The 19,526-nt window shown below is 55.9% G+C and carries 16 protein-coding genes; 9 read left to right on the top strand and 7 right to left on the bottom strand.

Translation table 11 applies throughout. The annotated features are described in order from the left end of the window. Positions 1-7: 7 nt before the first annotated feature. Complete coding sequence (locus G505_RS22135; RefSeq protein ID WP_051216518.1) at positions 8-901, bottom strand: DUF5692 family protein; 894 nt, start codon at positions 899-901, stop codon at positions 8-10. A gap of 592 nt (positions 902-1,493) precedes the next feature. Between G505_RS22135 and G505_RS0119620 the strand changes: the two genes are divergently transcribed. From G505_RS0119620 to G505_RS0119600, 5 genes are all read left to right on the top strand, one after another. Further along, positions 1,494-1,979 (top strand): VOC family protein, encoded by a 486-nt coding sequence (locus G505_RS0119620; protein WP_028111076.1) that lies wholly within the window; start codon positions 1,494-1,496, stop codon positions 1,977-1,979. A gap of 92 nt (positions 1,980-2,071) precedes the next feature. Further along, positions 2,072-2,461, top strand: a complete 390-nt coding sequence (gene gloA, locus G505_RS0119615; RefSeq protein WP_028111075.1) for a lactoylglutathione lyase — start codon at positions 2,072-2,074, stop codon at positions 2,459-2,461. Positions 2,462-3,912: 1,451 nt separating this feature from the next. Then, positions 3,913-5,460, top strand: a complete 1,548-nt coding sequence (locus tag G505_RS0119610) for an Ig-like domain-containing protein (protein ID WP_028111074.1) — start codon at positions 3,913-3,915, stop codon at positions 5,458-5,460. 175 nt (positions 5,461-5,635) lie between these two features. After that, positions 5,636-6,838, top strand: coding sequence for a DEAD/DEAH box helicase (locus G505_RS0119605; RefSeq protein WP_028111073.1), 1,203 nt, complete (start codon positions 5,636-5,638; stop codon positions 6,836-6,838). 264 nt (positions 6,839-7,102) lie between these two features. Then, positions 7,103-8,197, top strand: coding sequence for a S41 family peptidase (locus G505_RS0119600; protein ID WP_028111072.1), 1,095 nt, complete (start codon positions 7,103-7,105; stop codon positions 8,195-8,197). An 81-nt stretch (positions 8,198-8,278) separates the two neighbouring features. Here the strand turns inward: G505_RS0119600 and G505_RS22130 are convergent, their stop codons facing one another. The 3 genes from G505_RS22130 to G505_RS0119585 all read right to left on the bottom strand — a co-directional run bounded on the left by G505_RS22130 (position 8,279) and on the right by G505_RS0119585 (position 10,303). Continuing rightward, positions 8,279-8,797, bottom strand: a complete 519-nt coding sequence (locus G505_RS22130) for a TlpA family protein disulfide reductase (protein ID WP_035385595.1) — start codon at positions 8,795-8,797, stop codon at positions 8,279-8,281. A 190-nt stretch (positions 8,798-8,987) separates the two neighbouring features. After that, positions 8,988-9,215, bottom strand: a complete 228-nt coding sequence (locus G505_RS0119590; RefSeq protein ID WP_051216514.1) for a DUF350 domain-containing protein — start codon at positions 9,213-9,215, stop codon at positions 8,988-8,990. A 2-nt stretch (positions 9,216-9,217) separates the two neighbouring features. Further along, positions 9,218-10,303, bottom strand: coding sequence for a hypothetical protein (locus tag G505_RS0119585; RefSeq protein ID WP_028111070.1), 1,086 nt, complete (start codon positions 10,301-10,303; stop codon positions 9,218-9,220). A gap of 231 nt (positions 10,304-10,534) precedes the next feature. On the opposite strand from G505_RS0119585, the gene G505_RS22125 reads away from it, so the two are divergent. Continuing rightward, complete coding sequence (locus tag G505_RS22125; RefSeq protein WP_051216512.1) at positions 10,535-11,410, top strand: zinc metalloprotease HtpX; 876 nt, start codon at positions 10,535-10,537, stop codon at positions 11,408-11,410. Here G505_RS22125 and G505_RS0119575 read toward each other — a convergent pair whose 3' ends face one another. From G505_RS0119575 to G505_RS0119565, 3 genes are all read right to left on the bottom strand, one after another. Continuing rightward, the gene (locus G505_RS0119575) at positions 11,411-12,496 is read right to left on the bottom strand and encodes a glycerol dehydrogenase (protein WP_028111069.1); all 1,086 of its coding nucleotides are present in this window, start codon (positions 12,494-12,496) and stop codon (positions 11,411-11,413) included. Between the two features lie 194 nt (positions 12,497-12,690). After that, on the bottom strand, positions 12,691-13,815 hold the full coding sequence (locus tag G505_RS0119570; protein ID WP_028111068.1) for a M14 family metallopeptidase: 1,125 nt from the start codon (positions 13,813-13,815) through the stop codon (positions 12,691-12,693). A 136-nt stretch (positions 13,816-13,951) separates the two neighbouring features. After that, on the bottom strand, positions 13,952-15,940 hold the full coding sequence (locus tag G505_RS0119565) for an SDR family oxidoreductase (protein ID WP_028111067.1): 1,989 nt from the start codon (positions 15,938-15,940) through the stop codon (positions 13,952-13,954). Between the two features lie 136 nt (positions 15,941-16,076). On the opposite strand from G505_RS0119565, the gene G505_RS0119560 reads away from it, so the two are divergent. The 3 genes from G505_RS0119560 (at position 16,077) to cls (ending at position 19,388) form a co-directional block, all read left to right on the top strand. Then, entirely contained in the window at positions 16,077-16,925 is an 849-nt protein-coding gene (locus tag G505_RS0119560; RefSeq protein WP_028111066.1) for a helix-turn-helix domain-containing protein, read from the top strand. Between the two features lie 62 nt (positions 16,926-16,987). Beyond that, a complete protein-coding gene (locus G505_RS0119555; protein WP_028111065.1) occupies positions 16,988-17,839 on the top strand; it encodes an endonuclease/exonuclease/phosphatase family protein in 852 nt (283 codons plus the stop codon). An 85-nt stretch (positions 17,840-17,924) separates the two neighbouring features. Then, entirely contained in the window at positions 17,925-19,388 is a 1,464-nt protein-coding gene (gene cls / locus G505_RS0119550) for a cardiolipin synthase (RefSeq protein ID WP_028111064.1), read from the top strand. Positions 19,389-19,526 lie beyond the last annotated feature (138 nt).

Genomic DNA, 19,526 nt, shown 5'->3' with positions numbered 1-19,526 from the left:
CCCCTCCTCAGGCGCGATGGAAATAGAGATGGGACCAGAAACCACCAATGGACTGCTGGCGCTCCTTGTCGGTAAAGACCCCTTGTGGCGCCGAGGCTGGGTGGCGGAACTTGGTGTCGCAGCCCCCTGTGTACATCTGCCAGTTGTACCAGAACACGTAAGCCACGCTCAGAACCAGATTGATGATGCCCCACCAGGTGGCGAGTTCAGGATTGGCCCAGGCGGATGAGTCCATAAAGGGGAAAACGTCGGTCAAACCCAACTGAACCACGAAGATCGCCAAGGTGTAGATACGCCCCATGATGTAGAGGTCGTGGCGACCGAACACCGAGTAGAGCTCGCAGGCGATGAGAATCGCCAAGCCACCGGCAAACTCATCGGGAATGCAGCCAAACAGGAAGGCGGCGTTCCAGGTGGTGTAGAGGAAACACCAGCCCAGGGGGAAATCCACAATCAGGTCGCCACAGGTCTTGTCCTCCACCCGCCAGAACTTGCCGACGAAGGGGATGGTCAGCACCAGACAGAAACCGGACAGGGCATTCCAGGGGTTGCCCAGCTGCCAATCATGAATGGAGGCTTCGGTGATATTCAGTGCCAAGATGAAAAAAAGAAACCACAGGGTCCAGGGCTTTTTAAAGATCTCCCAGAACGGCCCCTGTTTCTTTTCATAGACGGCGATGCGCATCAGGCTGACCACCACCATGGGCACCAATACGCTGAAGATCTTGGCCCATTCAAACCAGGTATCCCGGTTCTCGGCCCAGAGGGGGAAGGTGCACAGGGAGCCGACGATAAAGGCAAAGCCCAGATAGCGGTAGCGCCGGAACACTTCGGTAAGCGCATAGGTGACGGCGGCGTAGACAATAATGGAGACGACCAGTGTCAGATTTGAGGGTTCCATACCCTTCTCCTTCAAACATCAAGTGAGCCAGCTGAGCTAGCACGACTGTTCCTTGTTTGGTTTCAACCCCTCACAATCCAGGCCCCCCCGGACAATCCCCATTGACGTCAGATGCTGTATCCGCAGAGAAACTCGCTCCCCTGCCCCACTGCTCCCCAACCTCTGTCTACATGGTTGAAAACCAAAAGAAACAATTTAGAGCAATTGCTCTATTTTCAGGATTAAGGTAACACACCGTCACAGGGATGTTGTGAAGCAGATCAAGGTTTTTTGGAAATGGGATACGCAACACCCATACCTTCTCTGGCGGCCGGACACGAGAACAGCGCAGACAGAGAAACGCGCCCCAAAGCCCTCTACAGACTCTAAAGCTCATCTCCAAAAGTCATCTCATTGGCGACTCTGCCGCCAGTATCGATCATTCTGTGTCTACTGAACTTAGGGCTATTCAGACCAATCTAAATCGAAAATAATAAAAAAATGTAATTATAAAAATCACATTTGATAATTTAACGTCTCCTGCCACTCTCCCTATACTGGTCCACATCGAAACAAGACAAACTCCACCACAGCAAATCTGGAGCACCATATTATGAAAATGAGTCACGTAGGCATCATGGTCACCGACATGGATAAAGCCATCGAGTTTTACACTAAAGCACTGGGCCTAAAGATGGTCATGGGTAAGAGCGAAGTGCTGGAAGAGCGCGAAACCGCCATTGGTCGCATGTGTATTCAGGTATTCGGCGAAGGTTTTAAAGGCTTCAACATCGCCCACCTTCTGACCACTGATGGCATCGGCGTTGAACTCTTCGAAATGAAGGATCGCCAAGAGCGTCACGAAGTCGACTTCTCCCGCATCGGCATCTTCCACTTCTGTCTGGAAACCACCGACTTTGAAGGCGTAATCGAAAAAACTATTCAATATGGCGGTAAGCAACGCATGGACATCATGCGATACCACCCAGAAGACGACAGCAAGCCAGCGAAGATGGTGTACCTGGAAGACCCGTTCGGCAACCTGTTCGAGCTGTATTCTCACTCCTACGCCGAAACCTACTCCTCTGAGTACGAATAAATCGACGGCTTCATTGAGTAAATCCAAGCCAGCGCAATATTGCTGGCTTTTTACTAACAAGTACGCATCCTGACAACCTAAGTGAGAACCTTATGGCACAACTACTTCACACCATGTTTCGCGTTGCCAATCTGGATAAATCTATCGCCTTCTACACAAATGTACTGGGCATGAAACTGCTACGTCAGGTAGAAAACAAAGACTACAAATACACTCTGGCCTTCGTTGGCTACGGCAAAGAGAACGAAGGGCATGCCGTTATTGAACTGACCTACAACTGGGGTGAGTCCAATTACGATCACGGAACCGCGTTTGGCCACATTGCCTTAGGCGTTAATGATATCTACATCGCCTGCGATAAAATTCGAGCTGCAGGTGGAAAAATCTCCCGCGAACCGGGTCCGGTACTGGGCGGTTCGACCCACATCGCCTTTGTGACCGACCCCGATGGCTATAAGGTTGAATTGATCCAGCAAAACTAATCATCTACGGACGCTTTCGCCGTAGTATAGGCGAGACATGAACCATTATGCTGGGCATTAATACATCATATCGATGACTTTATTATCCTCCAACACCAGCGCAACTGAGCAGGGTATTTTAGTGATGTGATAGACACCCCTTCGCAACACAACGTGGGTAGATTCTCCGGTCAAAGCACTGAAACGGTCAGTTTCAAAGCTTTGACACCGGAGTGGCTTGGAAAATTATTTATCAGCAATTTGTAAGTGTGTTCAAAGCTCTCAAGCCATTTATGCTTGCCTAACGAGTTGAGTTAGGGCGCGCAAACAGCGTGCAATTACGGAGTAGGCTGGCAATCAAATCGCTATACGAACGCATCACGGCTCGCCGACAAACTGATGACCGGTCGTTACCCCAAGTGGTACTGTCACAAAAGACCATTAGGCGCCTGATTCAACTCGGCCACTTAAGACGCAGAATATGTGATTATGAACCACTGAACGTCAACGCTTGCATCTACCGATGCGCTCCTTATTTTTATAGCTTGTGTGAATTACCCATTTAAGTGACTTTATTAGCAGCACCTGCTGTTTGAACCGCACATCATGGTACCCGGTAATTTTGACCAAACTATAACCTTATGCATTAAGGTTTTTCTGTAAGGCTTCTCAGAATTTAGATTTAGCTAAAACTCACTTCGGCACTCAATTTCATTCAAAATAAGACGCCATTGCATCTGATTATGTCTGTTTACGCAAAATACAATTGTCTCAATTGCGGTTTCTCTTGTGACAGATGTCCCAGTTTATATTCATCTGCCACATTAGAATATTCATCGAGCTTAATGAAGTGATGGTCTTTCGGTGTGTGAGCATTGAGGCAATTTCCTTTCATTTTTCTTCATCAGTTTAACCTGACTTTTGAACTCCTCTGTTCCAGAGGTTAAGTCCGTCCTCTGGGCGGACTCTTTTTTAAATGCATCTTTACTTTTTCTCTCGGAGAACGTAAACAAAATTTTGGTTAATCAATGCCGACATTCCTGCAATGCAGGCAGAACGAAGCCAATATTAACTCTTGTTTCAATAGCCAGCACGACACTGATTATACTCAAAGTAAGTAACCTCCAGGTCTGCTATAAGAGTTTCCGGGCATTTCACCAAGAGTGACACTTGGACTAATGTTGCGCATTAATTAGGCGCCGCTAGGGCAGTGACATATATCAAGCCACTTTCAGCGAATTTTTAACTTAAACCGTTATAATGGAAACCGGCGATTCCCACTTTGCAGTTATAGGCCCATCCACCCAAAGAGTGCACTTGTTCCACCAACGACCTTACACAGCAGATCCAGTTCACGAATTGGCCCAGTGGTACGAAATCGACTATTTACCGGACAGAATCGACCTCCTCTCCCATTGAAGTATTAATTAAATTTCCTATTGCGAAACAATAAAATCGCAGAGGAAATGATGATGAAACAACAAATAACACAACGAGGTGCTCTGACTCTTTGCGCCAGTGCGCTGATCGCACTGCTGGCAGGGTGTAACGGAGACAATGACAACAATTCGGATCCCAACCTGCCGCCGGGACCCGGAGCAATATCGGCGATTGCCGTTATCGGTGAGGATACCTCCATCGATGTTCTGGCCGAGGCCGGCGACCCTGAGGGAGATACCCTGTCTCTGGCTGATGCGAAAGTCGTGCAAGGTGCCGGTGAGGTGCGGGTGGAGGATGACCTGCTTTGGTTTGTATCCAGTGACTATGGCCTGGCCCAGGTGGAATACACCATCAGCGACGGTAAGGGCGGTGAAGCCCGTGCCGTGGTGGATGTGGAAGTGAAAGCCAGTGTGCAGGATTACGTCGGTGCCGAAACCTGTGTGCGCTGTCACCAGGACAAGGCCACCCAGATGGAAACCGGTCATGCTTGGAAGTTCACCAAGGTTGAAAATGGTCAGGCGCCCGACCTGCCCTTTACTTCCCTGGACGGAGCCTTCGAGTTGTATGAAGGTGTTGAGAACAGCGCAGGCACCCCAGAAAGCTGGGACGACATCACTTACTTGCTGGGAGGCTTCCAACGCCAGGCGATTCTAGTCGACAAGAATGGCTATATGATCAACGGCACCAAGGCGATGTTTGATGTGTTGCCGAAAGGGGAAACTCTGGACGAGACTCGGGTCGTCCCATTCGCGCCGGGTGCTGGCACAGATGCTATGCCTTATAAATGTGGCCACTGCCACAACACCGGCTGGCGCGACTACACCTATGAGCCTGACGACCATCGTAACCGCAACCGTCAGGATGATCTGATCGGCATGGAGGGAACCTGGGCCCTGACTGGCGTACAGTGTGAAGCCTGTCATGGTGCTGGTGGCGATCATGCCAAGAGCCCCAGTAAGGACAACATCACCCGTAATGCCAAGGGCCGTAGCCGTGCCGACCTGATGGCAATGAACCAAGCCTTTGGGGAGCCGATTGCCTGTGGTGAATGTCACACCAAAGACGGCGAGCGTTGGTATGACCAAGGTTATATGACCCCTTATGACGAAAAGTTTGGCGGAGACACCATCGGTGGCTTTGTTAAAGACTACTTCGAAGAGGGACGTAATGCCGGGGATGCACTGCTGGGCTATGACCCGGATACCGGTGTCGCCACAGGTAAGAAGCGGATGTTCCAGTGTATCAACTGTCACAACCCTCACCTGTCCACCAACTTCCGCGACAAGCCCGGACACGAAGAGGCACTGAAAACCGAATGTCAGGATTGTCACCCAAGCGTGAAGTTCAACGACGGCCTTGGTGTCATGCATGACGCAGTGGCAGACTGTACTGACTGTCACATGCCCAAGAACTCCCACCTGTTCAGGATTGATCTGTCTGCGCCGTCAGAAGACCCCTACCACTACGGTGAAGATGGCAAGACCCGCCAGCCGTGGTTGAGACCGGTTCAATCCTGTATTGGCTGTCACGAAGAGGACTATGACGATCGCGCCAGCCGACTCGGCAAAGTTCATAAATAATTCGTCACAGTCATGACGACTTAGCATCAAGCCAGTGGCCTGACAGCCGCTGGCTTTTTTGTGACCGCCAGAGTGCCACTGTCTCATTTCCCGAACCAGAGGGCTTTGCTATACTTCCCGCCCCTTGCGCCGCCACCGTTTGCGGCGCAGTTGTTTCACCAAATTGAGACCACCGATGTCATTCTCCAGCCTGGGATTATCCGCCCCACTTGTCGACGCCGTTACCGAAGCCGGTTACAGCGAGCCTACTTCTATTCAGCAGAAGGCCATTCCTGTCGTACTGAGGGGCGATAACCTGATTGCTGCCGCGCAAACCGGCACCGGCAAGACCGCCAGCTTTGTGCTGCCGATTCTGCAGCAACTCAGCCAAGGCAGCCGTGGTCGCAAGAAACGAGTTCGGGCGCTGATCATCGCACCGACCCGCGAATTGGTGGTGCAGGTGGCCGAAAGTGTCGAGCGCTATGGCCGTCACCTGCCACTGAAATGCATGGCCATGTACGGTGGCGTCGACATTGAGCCTCAACGACAGGCGCTGCTGGATGGCGTTGATGTACTGGTGGCCACGCCAGGACGGCTGTTGGATATGTACAGCCGCCGCGCCATCCACTTCGATGAAGTAGAGATGCTGGTGCTGGATGAAGCGGACAAGATGCTGGATATGGGCTTCATCGACGACATCAACGACATCGTCACCAAGCTGCCCACAGAGCGGCAATCGCTGCTGTTTTCCGCCACTCTCTCCAAGAAGGTGCGGGCCTTGGCCAAGAGTGCCATCAGCGATGCGGTTGAGATAAGCATTACCGCCAGTCAGGCGAGCAAAGCCACCATCAGTCAGTGGCTGACCACCGTAGACAAAGATAAGAAATCGGCCCTGCTGAGCCACCTGATCCAGACCACCCCCTGGAACCAGGCGCTGATCTTCATCGAAACCAAACACGGCGCCGCAAAGCTGGTGAGCCAATTGGCCAAGCGCGGCATCGAAGCAGATTGCATCCACAGTGGTCGCACCCAGGCGGTTCGGGAGCAGATCCTGGCCGACTTTAAAATCGGCAAAATTCGTTACCTGGTGGCCACCGGGGTCGCCGCACGAGGCATCGACATCGACAACCTGGAGCGAGTGGTCAACTACGACCTGCCCTTCCCCGCCGATGAGTATGTGCATCGCATCGGTCGAACCGGTCGCGCCGGTGCCCAGGGTGAAGCAGTATCTCTGGTCTCCAAGGATGACTTCAAAAATCTGTGCATGATCGAAAGCCGGCTGAATCACCTGATTGAACGCCGCGAAGTTGAAGGGTTCGCACCGAGGAAAGCAGTACCCATCTCCATCCTCAACTACGTCCCCAAGGCCAAGCGACAGGCCGCAAAGCCTAAGTCCTGATTTCGCTCAGCACTCAAGCGCCGGCCTCTGGTTATGCCAAACCGGCGCTTCTGATTCGTTCTACACCTCCCCCCCCATAAACCAGATCAATCGCCCTGAACCAATCTGTAGGAGATTGACCGATGATCAACGCAGAGAAGTGCGCCTGACGCAGGTCTTCTTCACACTTCAGCCAAGATCCATTTTATATAACACTGATTAATCAGTAGTTTTATCAGTTCTTGATAAGGGTTTCCCCTCTCGTTCAATCTCATGGAGTCATGGATGAAGTACCTGCTGCTGGCAACGACACTGGCGACCTGCTCATTGGCTCAGGCCACCACCGTGCAACAACAATGCCTCACTGACTTGGCGTCGCTTCCCGATTTTCTGCTGACCAACGATACCGGTGCGCCGGACCACCTGGCCCGACATGGCCAAAGCCACTTTGACCAGGCGATGAATAACGCCAAGAACTCCATCGCCGAAATCCAGACGGAAGCGGAATGCGACGCCCTGATCAAAGGTTACCTGAAAGCGTGGCGACCGGGTCACCTCAACATCCGTCCCCTGAACAGGGAGGCCTCAGACAAAGCCAGTAACACGACCTCCAAGTCGCCTCAGGTCAAACGACTGTCCGCAACAACCCTGTATTGGTCGGTGCCGAGTTTCGGCTACGCCCAGGGCAAGGCGCTTGAGGCTCTCATAAAGGAGCACGCACCCAAGCTTGAAGGCGTTGAGAACTGGATTGTCGATGTGCGAGGCAATGGCGGCGGCAACGATGACAGCTACAACGCCCTGCTTCCCTATCTGCTCTCTGGAGAAACGACTGAGGTCTCGCTGGAGTTTCTTTCCACTCCGGTCAACATCGAGGCGATGGAGACCCTGTGCCAACGCTTTATGGACAACGACCCCGGCTGCGTCACCATGGTGAAGCCGATGATTGCCAGGCTCAAAGGGGTCCCAAGCGGCGAATACGTGCAGTTGGGTGATGAATCCATCAGCTATCAAGCCGCCCCTGAACGTCCCGACCATGCCCCCAGCAAAGTGGCAGTACTAGTCGATGGTGGCTGCGCCAGCTCCTGTGAACAGTTCTTGCTGAGGGTTAAACAAAGCTTCAAGGTTAAGTTGGTGGGTCGCAGCAGCTACGGCGCCCTGGATTACTCCAACATACGGCCCCATGCCCTGCCCTCCGGCAAACGCGAACTGTTTTACGCCACATCACGCAGCTTGAGGCTGCCCTATCAGCCGGTAGACATTGCCGGGATTGCCCCGGACATCTATCTTCCCAAACCCAAAGATGACCAGGACAAAGACGCAGAGGTCATTCAGGTTCAGCGTTGGCTGGAAGGTGGATCGTTGCGACCTGGCGCAAAGTAAGCCGAGTCGCCCTTGGCGCCCACCTCCTCTTAAAGCCCCAAAACAACACCGCCGGCGTTTACGCCGGCGGTAATGGAACCCTTACGATTCTCTGTCGGCCAGTTGCTTAGCCAACAGTTCATTCATGACATCCACCACCTGCTGAATGTTGCCTTCACCGTAGCCCACCCAACGATTGGCAATGTTACCCTCATGGTCAATCAGCACCATATGGGGAATGCCGTCCACCCCATACTTACGACCAATCTTGCCGTTACTGTCACTGGTCAGGGTAAAGGTCAGCGCTTTCAGTTTGTTCTTAATGCGGCGGTACTGCTTTTTATCTTCGCGGTAGTTTACTGCCACCACCTTGAGCTGCTCGGTGCCCACCGTGGTCTGCAGCCCCTCCAGCAAAGGCAGTTCCTTGAGACAGGGAGGACACCAAGAGGCCCAGAAAGTCACCACCATGATCTTGCCCTGCTGCTCAGAGACGCGGACCACGGTACCATCATTACCCCGTCCCAGATAATCGGGCGCCACCTCGCCAATATCGGGCATGGAGGCTGCCATGGAGGAGAAAGAGTAAAGAACAGCGCTTAAGAGAGTGAGAACTTTTTTCACGGTACTTCCTTGCTTATAGATTGCGGTGTATTAGACCCAACACAAACGAATTCCCTTTCATCCGGTTGTTGTTCAACACGGCTGCCCATGGACAACAGTGCAGAGAGTGTACAAGACACGCCCGTTCGAAAACAGGTTTAGCGTCATAAAATCAAAAGGTTAGCCAAGCAAGGCTGGGCGAAAACCTGTGTTAGTGCATCGCCGAAGACACTACAAAACCCACAAACAGCAGGATGGTGGACTGGAAGATGGCCACCGCCAGGTTGCCCTTGCGGATCTCCTCAATGAAGTCGATGCGGCGGAATACGAACTTGTCGATGATCACCAGAGCAATCACGCTGACAAACAGGCTGATCACCGCATAGCTCAGGTTCAGGAACATAAAGACGGCGTTTTGTTCTACGGAGGTGATCTCCATACTCATTTCTCCTTGTTTTCAATCTTGAAGGGCGCGTTCGGCGCCTCAGCCCAGCCGATGGACCAGGCAGTAATGGGGTCGATGGTGGCGTGGCCCAGGGTGTCGCTGTAGTAGTTCATGATGTCAGTCACGGCGTAGTCCCGGGCGTTACGAATCCGGTAGAGATCGGCGGCGCCGAACAGGTGCAGCATCTCATGGGCCTGCACTTGAGGAACAAAGGTGTGACGGGCTCCCGGCACCATCTTTTCGGTGAGCATGGCGTACTCATAATGGCAGCGCGGCGCCTTCTCCTTACTCCTGCAGGAGAGCGCGAAAGAGCGGGCTTCACCATTGGAGTGAAACACCAGAGCAACCTGGCCAGTGGGCGCCTTGGCTTCCACGAACTGCGCCATATTGCGGTAGCCCAGCTGCCGGGCAATCAGATGCTGGGCATCGCTGAAGAAGCTCTTGGAGCGCAGCCACTCCTTGGTGATCCCCTTGGGCGAGGTCAGGAAGAAGAATCGAGTGTTAAAGGTGGGCTTTGACAGGCCATACTCCTGGGCGCGTCGACCATACCAGTCGGTCACCTGCTGCAGATACTGACGGTTCTGCAAGCGATCCTTACCGGACCATTTGCTCCAGCGGTTGTCGTTCAGATAGAGGTAGAGAATGGTCACCTGGCCCTTTAACTCACCGGCCATGCCGTTATCTCTGGCATCCCGGTACTGTTCGGCCATCGCCCGCTCATCCTGCATGCGTCCGATCCAGCCCTTGATCTCATCGATGCGTGCCGAGGTCTTGATGCTGCGATCACCGGCCTTCTGCGCCTGAATCAGAGACTGGACGGCGTAGTGAAAGTGGCGGCGCTCCACTTCGATGTGCGCACGCAACTTGTAGAGATACTGCACCACCTCCGGGTTATCCACCTCGGGCAACACCGAAGTGATCGCTTCATAGGCATCGTCACTCTTATCCTGCTCCAACAAAGTCAGGATCTGCGTCAGCCTGGGGTCGGCCGGGGGCTGGGGTTCGGCGCCGCTGTTCAGGTCACTGAACACCACCTTGGCAACCAGTACCAGGCAGATCAGCAACCATATCTTTCGAAACATCGCTCTTGTTGTCTCTCCAACCGGCTCGCCAATACAGCGACACCGGACTTCACTCTTGAGGTCGCTAACTAAACCACAGAAAAATCGCCAATTTCAATAAAAATCGCCTCTGACTGCAGTGGTTCGCCCCAAATCTGTACATCAGTGCATCCCTTCCGGGAACTGGGTACTTGATAACCACCCTGACCGCCCTTATACCCTTACTAAGAGCAGCAGACAAATGAGGCCAGAATGGATCCGAGACAACAGCTGAGATCCCGGCTAAGAAACGCCCTGCACACCCTGTTTTTACTGGGCGGCATGGCCCTGCTGCTGATGTTCAGTGGCCATCTGCTGCTGGGACCTGGCACCGAATGGCTGGTATTAACGTTGCTGATCGCCGTGTCGGTGTTGCTCCCTACCCTGCCCACTCAGTGGCAACTGAGGATGATGAGGGTCACCCGTATGACCGGAGCCCCCGGCCTGACACAGGCGGTCGCCGAGTTGGCCAGGCGGGCAAAGCTGGAGTGCCCCCCAAGGGTGTTCTGGTCGCCGTCAATGACCGCCAACGCTTTCGCCATGGGCACACAGCATGATGGCGTCATTGTGGTTTCCGAAGGGTTGCTCAGGCGTCTCAGCGCCCCCCAGATCGCCGGGGTACTGGCCCATGAGATTGCCCATCTGGCGCACAGTGATGCATTTCTGCTGAGAATGGCGGCGCTGATCACCGGACTGTGCCGCATGCTGGCGAGCCTGGCCTGGATTGGTGCCTTTATCATGCTGCCACTGATGCTGTTTGGCATGGCATCGGTGTCCGTCGGCGCCCTGCTGCTGCTGATGCTTACCCCTCACCTATGCGCCCTGTTGCAGCTGGCGCTCTCCCGGGTTCGTGAGTTCGATGCGGACAGACGTGCCGCCAGTTTGCTGGGAGCGCCTGAGCCTCTGGCCTCGGCGCTGCTCACCATCTCCCGCGAGCAGGCTCCCATGTGGCGCGGCCTGCTGATCCCAACAGGCCAGGGGGATCCCCTGGCCTGGCTCAGATCTCATCCGCCCACCTCGGAGCGGGTGGAGAAGTTGATGGCCCTGAAAGCCGCCCCCTCCGCCTATCCGTACAACGATCACTGGTGATCAGCTGACGCCGCGTCGGCCCATACGGTCGGCGGCCAGAATGGCAGCCAATACCTTCTCCGGCGTCACCTTGAACGGCATGTTGTGGATGGTCTCACCGTCGGCGCAGGCCAGCTCAGCGACCGCTTTGAGCTTATCCATATCCAACTCCTTGATCCCCAGCTGCCACAAGTGAGTCGGCAAACCCACGGTATTGCAGAAGCTGAGTACCTCGGCAATCTCCTCTTTTGGCGTATTCTCCATCACCAACTGCACCAGGGTACCGAAGGCCACCTTCTCGCCGTGGTAGAGATGATGGCACTCCTCCATCAGAGTCAGGCCGTTGTGGATGGCGTGGGCCGCCCCCAGGCCACCGCTTTCGAAACCGATACCGCTGAGGTAGGTGTTGGCTTCAACGATGCTCTCCAGCGCCGGGGTGGTGACCCCGGCCTCAGACGCGGCCAACGCCATGGATCCCTGATTAATCAGGGTGTCATAACAGAGTTTGGCCAGGGCCAGTGCGGTGTTGGTGGGCACGCCCCCGGCCAGATTCTGAGCCTGGCCCTTGGCCGCCGCCCTGGCTTCGAAATGGGTCGCCAGAGCATCGCCCATCCCCGCCACCAACAACCGTGTGGGCGCCTTGGCAATCAGGCCGGTGTCCATCAACACCACGTCCGGATTTTTCGGCAGCAGCAGGTACTCATCGAACACCCCATCTTCGGTGTAGATCACCGACAGGGCGCTGCACGGCGCATCAGTAGAGGCAATGGTGGGCACCACCACCACAGGCAGACCGGCGAAGTGAGCCACCGCCTTGGCGGTATCCAGTGCCTTGCCACCGCCAATGCCGATGATCATCTGGCAGGTGCAAGCCTCGGCCTTATCCTTCAGACGCTCAATTTCATGCTTAGTGCACTCGCCACCAAACAGGGCAAACGCCACCTCCAGCCCTTTGTCAGAAAAACTGGCCTGCACCACCTCCTGTGTCAGCCCCATGACAAAGTCGTCGGCCAGCACCAAGGAATATGCCTTAGCATAAGACGCAATGTTGTTGATGGCGCCATCGCCTTGAACATATTTACCCGGCGATAGAATAATGTTTTCCACCTAACTCCCCCAAAAACATCATCGATGTATATGAAATTTGTCTAAAGGGGGATCTTATCAATGGTCACTCTGCCTGTTCGTGAGCCAGCTTCAGAATATTTTTTCGACAGATGGTCATTCTAACCCACTGAAAGCGTGGATAAAAAAAGGCCACCTCTTTGGGTGGCCTTTAACACATTGTGTGTCGGCGGAAACTACAGTTCACCCATCACGGCATTCACTGCCGCCAGGGTGTCGCGGCCGAACTGATGGCTGCGCTGGGGTGACCAGCCGTAGTCTTCGTCCGGGGCGAAGTCGTGGTCTTTGAATGGCATCTCAACGGTGTAGGCGAGGCAGTCGAACTGCTCGGCCACCCAGTTGGAGCCTACGGTGAGGTTGGCTTCGCCGGGCTTGTCCTTGTCGTAGCCGTACTCATCCTGAAACTCCGGGGTGATGGCCATCAGGGCGGACTTGAAGGCATCCTCCAGGGCTTTGCGCTCCTCGCCGTAGGAGGGAGTGCCTTCGCTGCCGGCAACGAAGTTGTAGGGGATCGCTTCGTCGCCGTGAACGTCCAGGAACATGTCGATGCCGGTTTCCAGCATCTTCTGGCGCACCAGGAACACCTCTGGGCTGCGCTCCATGCTCGGTTCGGCCCACTCGCGGTTGAGGTTTACGCCGATGGCATTGGTGCGCAGGTGGCCACGGATGGAGCCATCCGGGTTCATGTTGGGCACCACGTAGAACACGGAGTTGCCCAGCAGGGTGCGGCCCACGCTGTCTTCGTCATCCAGCAGGCGGGTCAGCAGTCCTTCGATGAACCACTCGGCCATGGTCTCGCCGGGGTGCTGACGACCGATGACCCAGACAATCTTCTTGCCGGGCTCCGGGGTGCCGATGGTCAGCAGGCTCATGTCGTTGCCGTCCAGGGTGTGGCCCAGGGTTTCCAGGGTGCACTCGGGATGCAATTGGGCGTGGTGGATCAGGTCTTGGTGGCGGCCATAGCTGTAGGGAGCGAAATAGGCGAAGTAGATGGAGTTGTGCTCCGGGGTCACCTTGAAGCTCATGGTGTCGCCGTCGAACTCGGCGGGGATGCGGAACCACTCCTCGCGGTCGTAGGAGGCGGCCACCCGGTAGTTGTCCCAGCCTTCAGGGTAGGCGGACTTGGCCAGGTTCATCAGCTTGATGCTGTGCTCCTCGCCTACCTGGGACTCCAGACGGAAATGAAACCACTGGTAGAACTCGGACTGGTTGTCGTTGGGGATGGTCAGCTGGATGTCGTCTTTGGACTCCGCTTTCACCACATCGATGGCGCCACTTTCAAAGTTGCTGAAGATCTTCATTGAACTGTCCCTGTGAGGGTTCCTGCTTACTTAAGTGCTGGAAAGACTAACACAGGATATGAAGGGCCAACAGCAAGACACCCGATGGCCAGGGGCGATCGGGTGTCAAGTCAGTACAACAGTTTGTCGGCTTCGATTACAGGTAGTTACCTGACATCAGCGCCGCCAGAGCCACCTGCTCTGGGGTGGGCTTCACCTCCTCTTCGGGCAGGCCCTGGGCGGCGGCGGTGTCCGGGAACATCTTGTAGGTGGTGGACATCAGCAGCTCATACAGCTTAGGCGCCAGAATGTTGGCCGCGCGCATGGCACTGCCGATGGCGGTGTTCACCTCTACATGCTGCTCAAGAATCGCTTCCTCAATCATCGCCACCGCTTCATCTGGGCTCAGGGTCGGGGCAAACTTGTACATGGGAGAGGACTCGATCATCGGCGTGCGCACCAGAGGCATGTGCACATTGGTGAAGGCCACGTTGTGCTCGCAATACTCGGCACCGGCGGACTTGGACCAGGCATCCAGCGCCGCCTTGGAAGCCACGTAGGCGGAGAAGCGCGGGGCACTGCCACCGAGTACGGCGATGGTGGAAATGTTGATGACATGAGCGCCACCGGCTTCCACCATCTTGGGCAGGGCTCGCATGGTCAGGCGCACTGGCGAGAAGTAATTCAGCTGCATGGTGCGCTCGAAATCGTGGAAACGATCGTAGGTGAGCTTCAGCGAACGACGGATGGAGCGACCGGCGTTGTTCACCAGCAAGTCCACCGCGCCATGTTCCTCATGGATGCGGTCAATCACCTGATCGCACAGCTCCAGGTCATTAAGGTCACAGTTGTAGCTGTAGGCTTCGCCGCCCTCGGCCAGGATCTCCTGCTCCACCTCTTTCAGCTGCTCCATGCCACGGGCTACCAGCATCACCTTGGCACCTGCGCTGGCCAGACGGATGGCCAGGGCACGGCCGATGCCGGAGCTGGCACCGGTGACCACGGTCACCTTGCCTTCGATGTGCTGCTCCAGGGTGCGGCTGCCCATACGATTGGGATCTAGGTTACGCTCCCAGTAGTCCCACACCACACCGGCGTAATCGCGCAGGGGCGGTACGGCGATGTCGGTGCCCGCCAGGGCCTTGCGGGTGTTGGAGTCATCGAACTTGGTCTTGAGATCCAGCAGCTTGAGCGCCTCTTTCGGCACCTTGAGGCTGGCCAGGGTCTGATCAATAAGGTGACGAACAGTGGGCAGATTCAGCAGCGCACCGCGCATGGGCGCAGGAATAAAGTCCAGCAGTCCGGGGCTGATGCCTGCAGAGAGGCGGGAGCCGTGGGCGGCCTGGGAGAACACATCCAGGGCCTCAATCATCTTCACCCCAGGGTTGTCCACCAGGTGGTAGCACTGACCCTGAGTCTCAGGAGTATTGACGATGTGGTCGATGGCGTTGGCCACGTAATCCACCGGCACCATGTTGAATTCGCCCCCCTTGATGCCGATGGCCGGAATCCAGCTGGGCAGGATGTTGCGCAGCTTCTGCAGGGTCTTGAACAGGTAGTAGGGGCCGTCGATCTTATCGATCTCACCGGTCCTGGAGTGACCGATCACCATCGAGGGGCGGAAGATGCGATACTCCATCTCCTCCTGCTCCCGCACCAGGGCTTCGGAGTCATACTTGGTCTTGAGGTAGGGGTTCACATCCAGGCCCACGCCCTGCTCGAACATATGTTCGTTGAACACGCCGTGGTAGAAGCCGGCAACGGCGATGGAACTTAAGTGGTTAAAACACTTGGCGCCGGCAAACTTGGCCAGGGCCAAGGCCTCTCTGGTGCCGCCCACGTTGATGTCGTGGTTGAGCTGGGCTGTGGCGGTGATGTTGTACATCGCCGCGCAGTGGATAAATTCGGTGACCTTACCGTGGATCTTTTCTTTGTCGACGTCGCTGACGCCGAGCATGGGTTCGGCCAGTTCGCCCATGATGATGGTGAACCTGCCGGGGTCGAGATTCAGCAGTTCGCAGTTCTCATGAAACTTGTCCTCAGTGCCCTCCCGCACCAGGATAAAAATCTCCCCTTCCCGCTTGGCCAGGTTGGCCAAAATGTACTTGCCAATGAAACCCGTACCGCCAGTAACAAAGTAACTCATACCCGCCTATCTCCATCCGTAGATAATGACTTTTTTAATAATGGCGGTAAGTTAGTGGTCTATCTATTACCTCCGAGGTAATATTGACCGTAGAAAATGTGATGGTTTTTGCATCAATGGATAAAAAGGATTGATGATGCATGAAGCAGGACTGACCATGCCCAAAGGTGCCTTTGGGAGACTACTGAAATTTTGGCGGAAAACCCGCGGCCTGAGTCAGGAGACCCTGGCCCATAAGGTGGGTTCGTCGCTCAGGCACATCAGCTTTTTGGAAACGGGCAAATCCCTGCCCGGCCAGGAGCTGGTGGAGAAGCTGGCAGAGCTGCTGGAGCTCAACGTCAGAGAAACCAACAACCTGCTTGCCTCCGCCGGATACGCCCCCACCAGCTTTACCCTCAAACCCGATTCCCACGAACACCACTGGCTGCGCCAGTCCCTGATTGCCACCCTGCGCGGCTTCGACCCCTTTCCGGCGATGATCATCGACCAATACGGCAACGCCAGGATGATCAATCGCGGCATGCTGACCCTGATCAAGCGCTTTGCCCCCGCCACCGCCGCCAAAGACAGCTTCAACCTGGTGGATCTCATCTTCACCGAGCAGGGGTTCAAACCCTTTTTGATTGGCTGGGAAGACACGGTGTGTGCCCTGCTGATGACCCTGCAGCAGGACATCTTGATGTACCAGGATCCCTGGGCCAGCCAGCTGCTGCAACGGGTACTGGCGGAAAAATCGGTGCCCAAGGATTGGCGCAAGCGTGGCTCCAAGCAGATGAATGTGACAGGCTTTGTAACCACCACCGAATTTCCCGGGCGCGGGGTGGAACAATGGATGCACGTGTTTCACACCGTGGGGGCCACCAGTTTTGTGTCGGAGCCCAAGTTGATGATCCACGCCATCTTTCCCAAGGAACATTGCTGCGAGCCCAAGTGGCAAGAGCTGGTGGCAAACTGTGACGCCGACCATCCGCTGCTGCCCTATTGACCAAATCCTCACCAGAGGCGATCATTAGTGCTTTCGTCGTCAACGCTTCTGGAGGGTTTGGGGTGAAACACATTGCACTGTCACTGACCACAGCGGCCCTGCTCTCCTTGGGACTCAGCGGCTGCCCGTCGGCGCCGCCACCGGGCACCCAGGCCTGGGTGATGCCTGCGGCCACCGCCGCCACCCATGCGCCCGCGCCCCTGCCCCACCGCTTCTCTCTGATCTCCTGGAACATCCATAAGCAGCTGGGTGAGCACCAGTGGCAACAGGAGTTTGCCCGGATGCAGCATGAGTACACGCCGGATCTGCTGGCGCTGCAGGAGGTGAACGTCGACCCGAGCCAGGCCCCGGTGCTGTCGCCCTTTCACTACGCCTTCGGTGCCAACCTGCAAAAGCGGGACGGCAGCCAGTCCGGGGTGATGAGCCTGACCGGCAGCCCCATTTTGAGCGCCAGGCTGAAGCTGACCACCCCGGCGGAGCCCATTACCCACACCCCCAAGGCTGCACTGCTGACCCAGGTGGCCATGGACGAGCAGCAGAGCCTGATGCTGGTGAACATCCACGGCATCAACTTTGTCACCAACAGCGACTACCGCCAGCAGCTGGATAATCTGGAGAAGCGCATCGCCGCGCATCAGGGGCCGGTGATCTTCGCCGGCGACTTCAACACCTGGTCATCCCAGAGGCAGAAGCTGCTGACCGCCCTGGCCGGTCGCCAGGGTCTGAAGCAGGTGCAGTTCAGTGACAAGGAAAAGTCTGAGATAAAGCAGTTTCTCGGCCAGCCACTGGATCACATCCTTTATAGCTGCCAACTGACCCCGGTTGCCGACAGCAGCAAGGTGCTCAGCGAGTTCACCAGTTCGGATCACACTCCGCTGCTGGTGGAGTTCGAGTACAGCCCGGTGTGCGGCTGACAAAACACAAATCTGAATCAAACCCCTGTTTCCCGCGCAGTTTCGGTGTATATTTGCTACACATAACCGCCACTTAGCAGACGATGTGAGTCAGTTTTATCAGTTCGTAACCCTGGCCCTGGTTGCCGGCTACTGGATTCTGGTGGCTGGTGTCACCCTGCGCATCGTTCTCAAGCGCCGCCCCTTCGGCGTCTCCCTGGCCTGGATGCTGCTCGTCTACATCATTCCCCTGTTCGGCGTCATCGTCTATCTGCTGTTCGGCGAGATGAACATAGGCAAAAACCGCCAACGGCGGGTCGGCGCCATGACCATCCCCTTCCAGCAGTGGTACCAGAAGCTGCAGCGGGCCGCAGAAGTCGGCAAAACCAAAGGCCCCCACGCCCGCCCCCTGCACGAACTCAGTTTGCGCCGCTTGGGGATTCCCGCCCTGATGGGCAACGATCTGGAACTGATTGAGAACTGCCAGGAGATTTTGCGCCGCATCATCGTCGACATCCGCGAGGCCAAACACTCGGTGCATCTGGAGTTCTATATCTGGCATCCCGGCGGCCTGGCCAACGAGGTGGCCGATGCCCTGATCGAAGCCCGCCAACGAGGGGTGCAGGTCAGGGTGTTGCTGGACGGTGCCGGCAGCCGCGATTTTTTCAACAGCCTGTGGGCCTACAAGATGGAGTCCGCCGGCATCGAGATCGTCAAAGCCCTGGGTGTGAACCCGCTGCGGATGTTCTTGCGCAGAATGGACCTGCGCCAACACCGCAAAATTGTGGTGATCGATCAGGAGATCGCCTACACCGGCTCCATGAATCTGGTGGACAGCCGCTACTTCAAGCAGTCCTCCGGTGTGGGGGAGTGGATCGACATCATGGTGCGCATCACCGGCCCGTCGGTGCTGTCGCTCAAAGCGCTGCAGGCCTGGGACTGGGAGTATGAAACCGGGCTGCGCACCCTGGAGGAGATGGACCCGGAGCGGCTGCAGGCCAAACCGGATCACAGCCACGCCAGTCACTCGGTGCAGGTGATCCCCTCAGGCCAGGGGCTGCCGGACAACTTGATTCAGCAGGTGCTGCTGCTCTCCATCTACCATGCCCGCAAGAGCATCGTGCTGACCTCCCCCTACTTCGTGCCCAGCGAGCAGTTGGTTGACGCCCTGCGCACCGCCGCCCAGAGTGGCGTCGAGGTCAAACTGATCATCCCGGACAAAAACGACTCCTTTATGGTGGAATGGGCCAGCCGCGCCTTCTTCTCCGAGCTGCTGCGCTCCGGGGTGGTGATCTACCGTTTCAATGGCGGCCTGCTGCACACCAAGTCGATGCTGATTGATGATGACCACTGCATCATCGGCACGGTGAACCTGGACATTCGCAGCCTGCTGCTCAATTCCGAGGTGTCTCTGGCGGTGGATGACCCGGAGTTTTGCCGCAACCTCGGCGACCTGCTGCAACGCTACCTGGACCAGAGCCATCGCCTCGATGGAGTGCGCTGGGCCGAGCGCCCGATGTGGAAGAAGCTGGTGGAGCAGTTCTTCTATACCTTTGCCCCTCTGCTGTAAATACCTCTCCACAAGCGGCTATGACTATAGGCCATAGCCTCTATCCCAACAGCCTAACAGACAATAAGATAGAGCTCTCAAACACTCGCCATATCTTGGCTGGCGCCAAGACCAAGGCCTCAAATGGGCTGGTTTCCC

The sequence above is a fragment of the Ferrimonas futtsuensis DSM 18154 genome (genome assembly GCF_000422645.1).
Classification (GTDB): domain Bacteria; phylum Pseudomonadota; class Gammaproteobacteria; order Enterobacterales; family Shewanellaceae; genus Ferrimonas; species Ferrimonas futtsuensis.
Note: the sequence above shows the minus strand (reverse complement) of the source record. Positions and strands in the feature narration are given on the sequence as shown.

Excerpts from the sequence above, each read along its gene's own strand:
- G505_RS0119565 (WP_028111067.1), bottom strand. The coding sequence starts at position 15,940 with ATGAGTTACTTTGTTACTGGCGGTACGGGTTTCATTGGCAAGTACATT.
- G505_RS0119570 (WP_028111068.1), bottom strand. The coding sequence starts at position 13,815 with ATGAAGATCTTCAGCAACTTTGAAAGTGGCGCCATCGATGTGGTGAAA.
- G505_RS0119590 (WP_051216514.1), bottom strand. The coding sequence starts at position 9,215 with ATGGAGATCACCTCCGTAGAACAAAACGCCGTCTTTATGTTCCTGAAC.
- G505_RS22125 (WP_051216512.1), top strand. The coding sequence starts at position 10,535 with ATGGATCCGAGACAACAGCTGAGATCCCGGCTAAGAAACGCCCTGCAC.
- G505_RS0119620 (WP_028111076.1), top strand. The coding sequence starts at position 1,494 with ATGAAAATGAGTCACGTAGGCATCATGGTCACCGACATGGATAAAGCC.
- gloA (WP_028111075.1), top strand. The coding sequence starts at position 2,072 with ATGGCACAACTACTTCACACCATGTTTCGCGTTGCCAATCTGGATAAA.
- G505_RS0119585 (WP_028111070.1), bottom strand. The coding sequence starts at position 10,303 with ATGTTTCGAAAGATATGGTTGCTGATCTGCCTGGTACTGGTTGCCAAG.
- G505_RS0119610 (WP_028111074.1), top strand. The coding sequence starts at position 3,913 with ATGAAACAACAAATAACACAACGAGGTGCTCTGACTCTTTGCGCCAGT.
- G505_RS0119605 (WP_028111073.1), top strand. The coding sequence starts at position 5,636 with ATGTCATTCTCCAGCCTGGGATTATCCGCCCCACTTGTCGACGCCGTT.
- G505_RS0119600 (WP_028111072.1), top strand. The coding sequence starts at position 7,103 with ATGAAGTACCTGCTGCTGGCAACGACACTGGCGACCTGCTCATTGGCT.
- G505_RS22135 (WP_051216518.1), bottom strand. The coding sequence starts at position 901 with ATGGAACCCTCAAATCTGACACTGGTCGTCTCCATTATTGTCTACGCC.
- G505_RS0119560 (WP_028111066.1), top strand. The coding sequence starts at position 16,077 with ATGCATGAAGCAGGACTGACCATGCCCAAAGGTGCCTTTGGGAGACTA.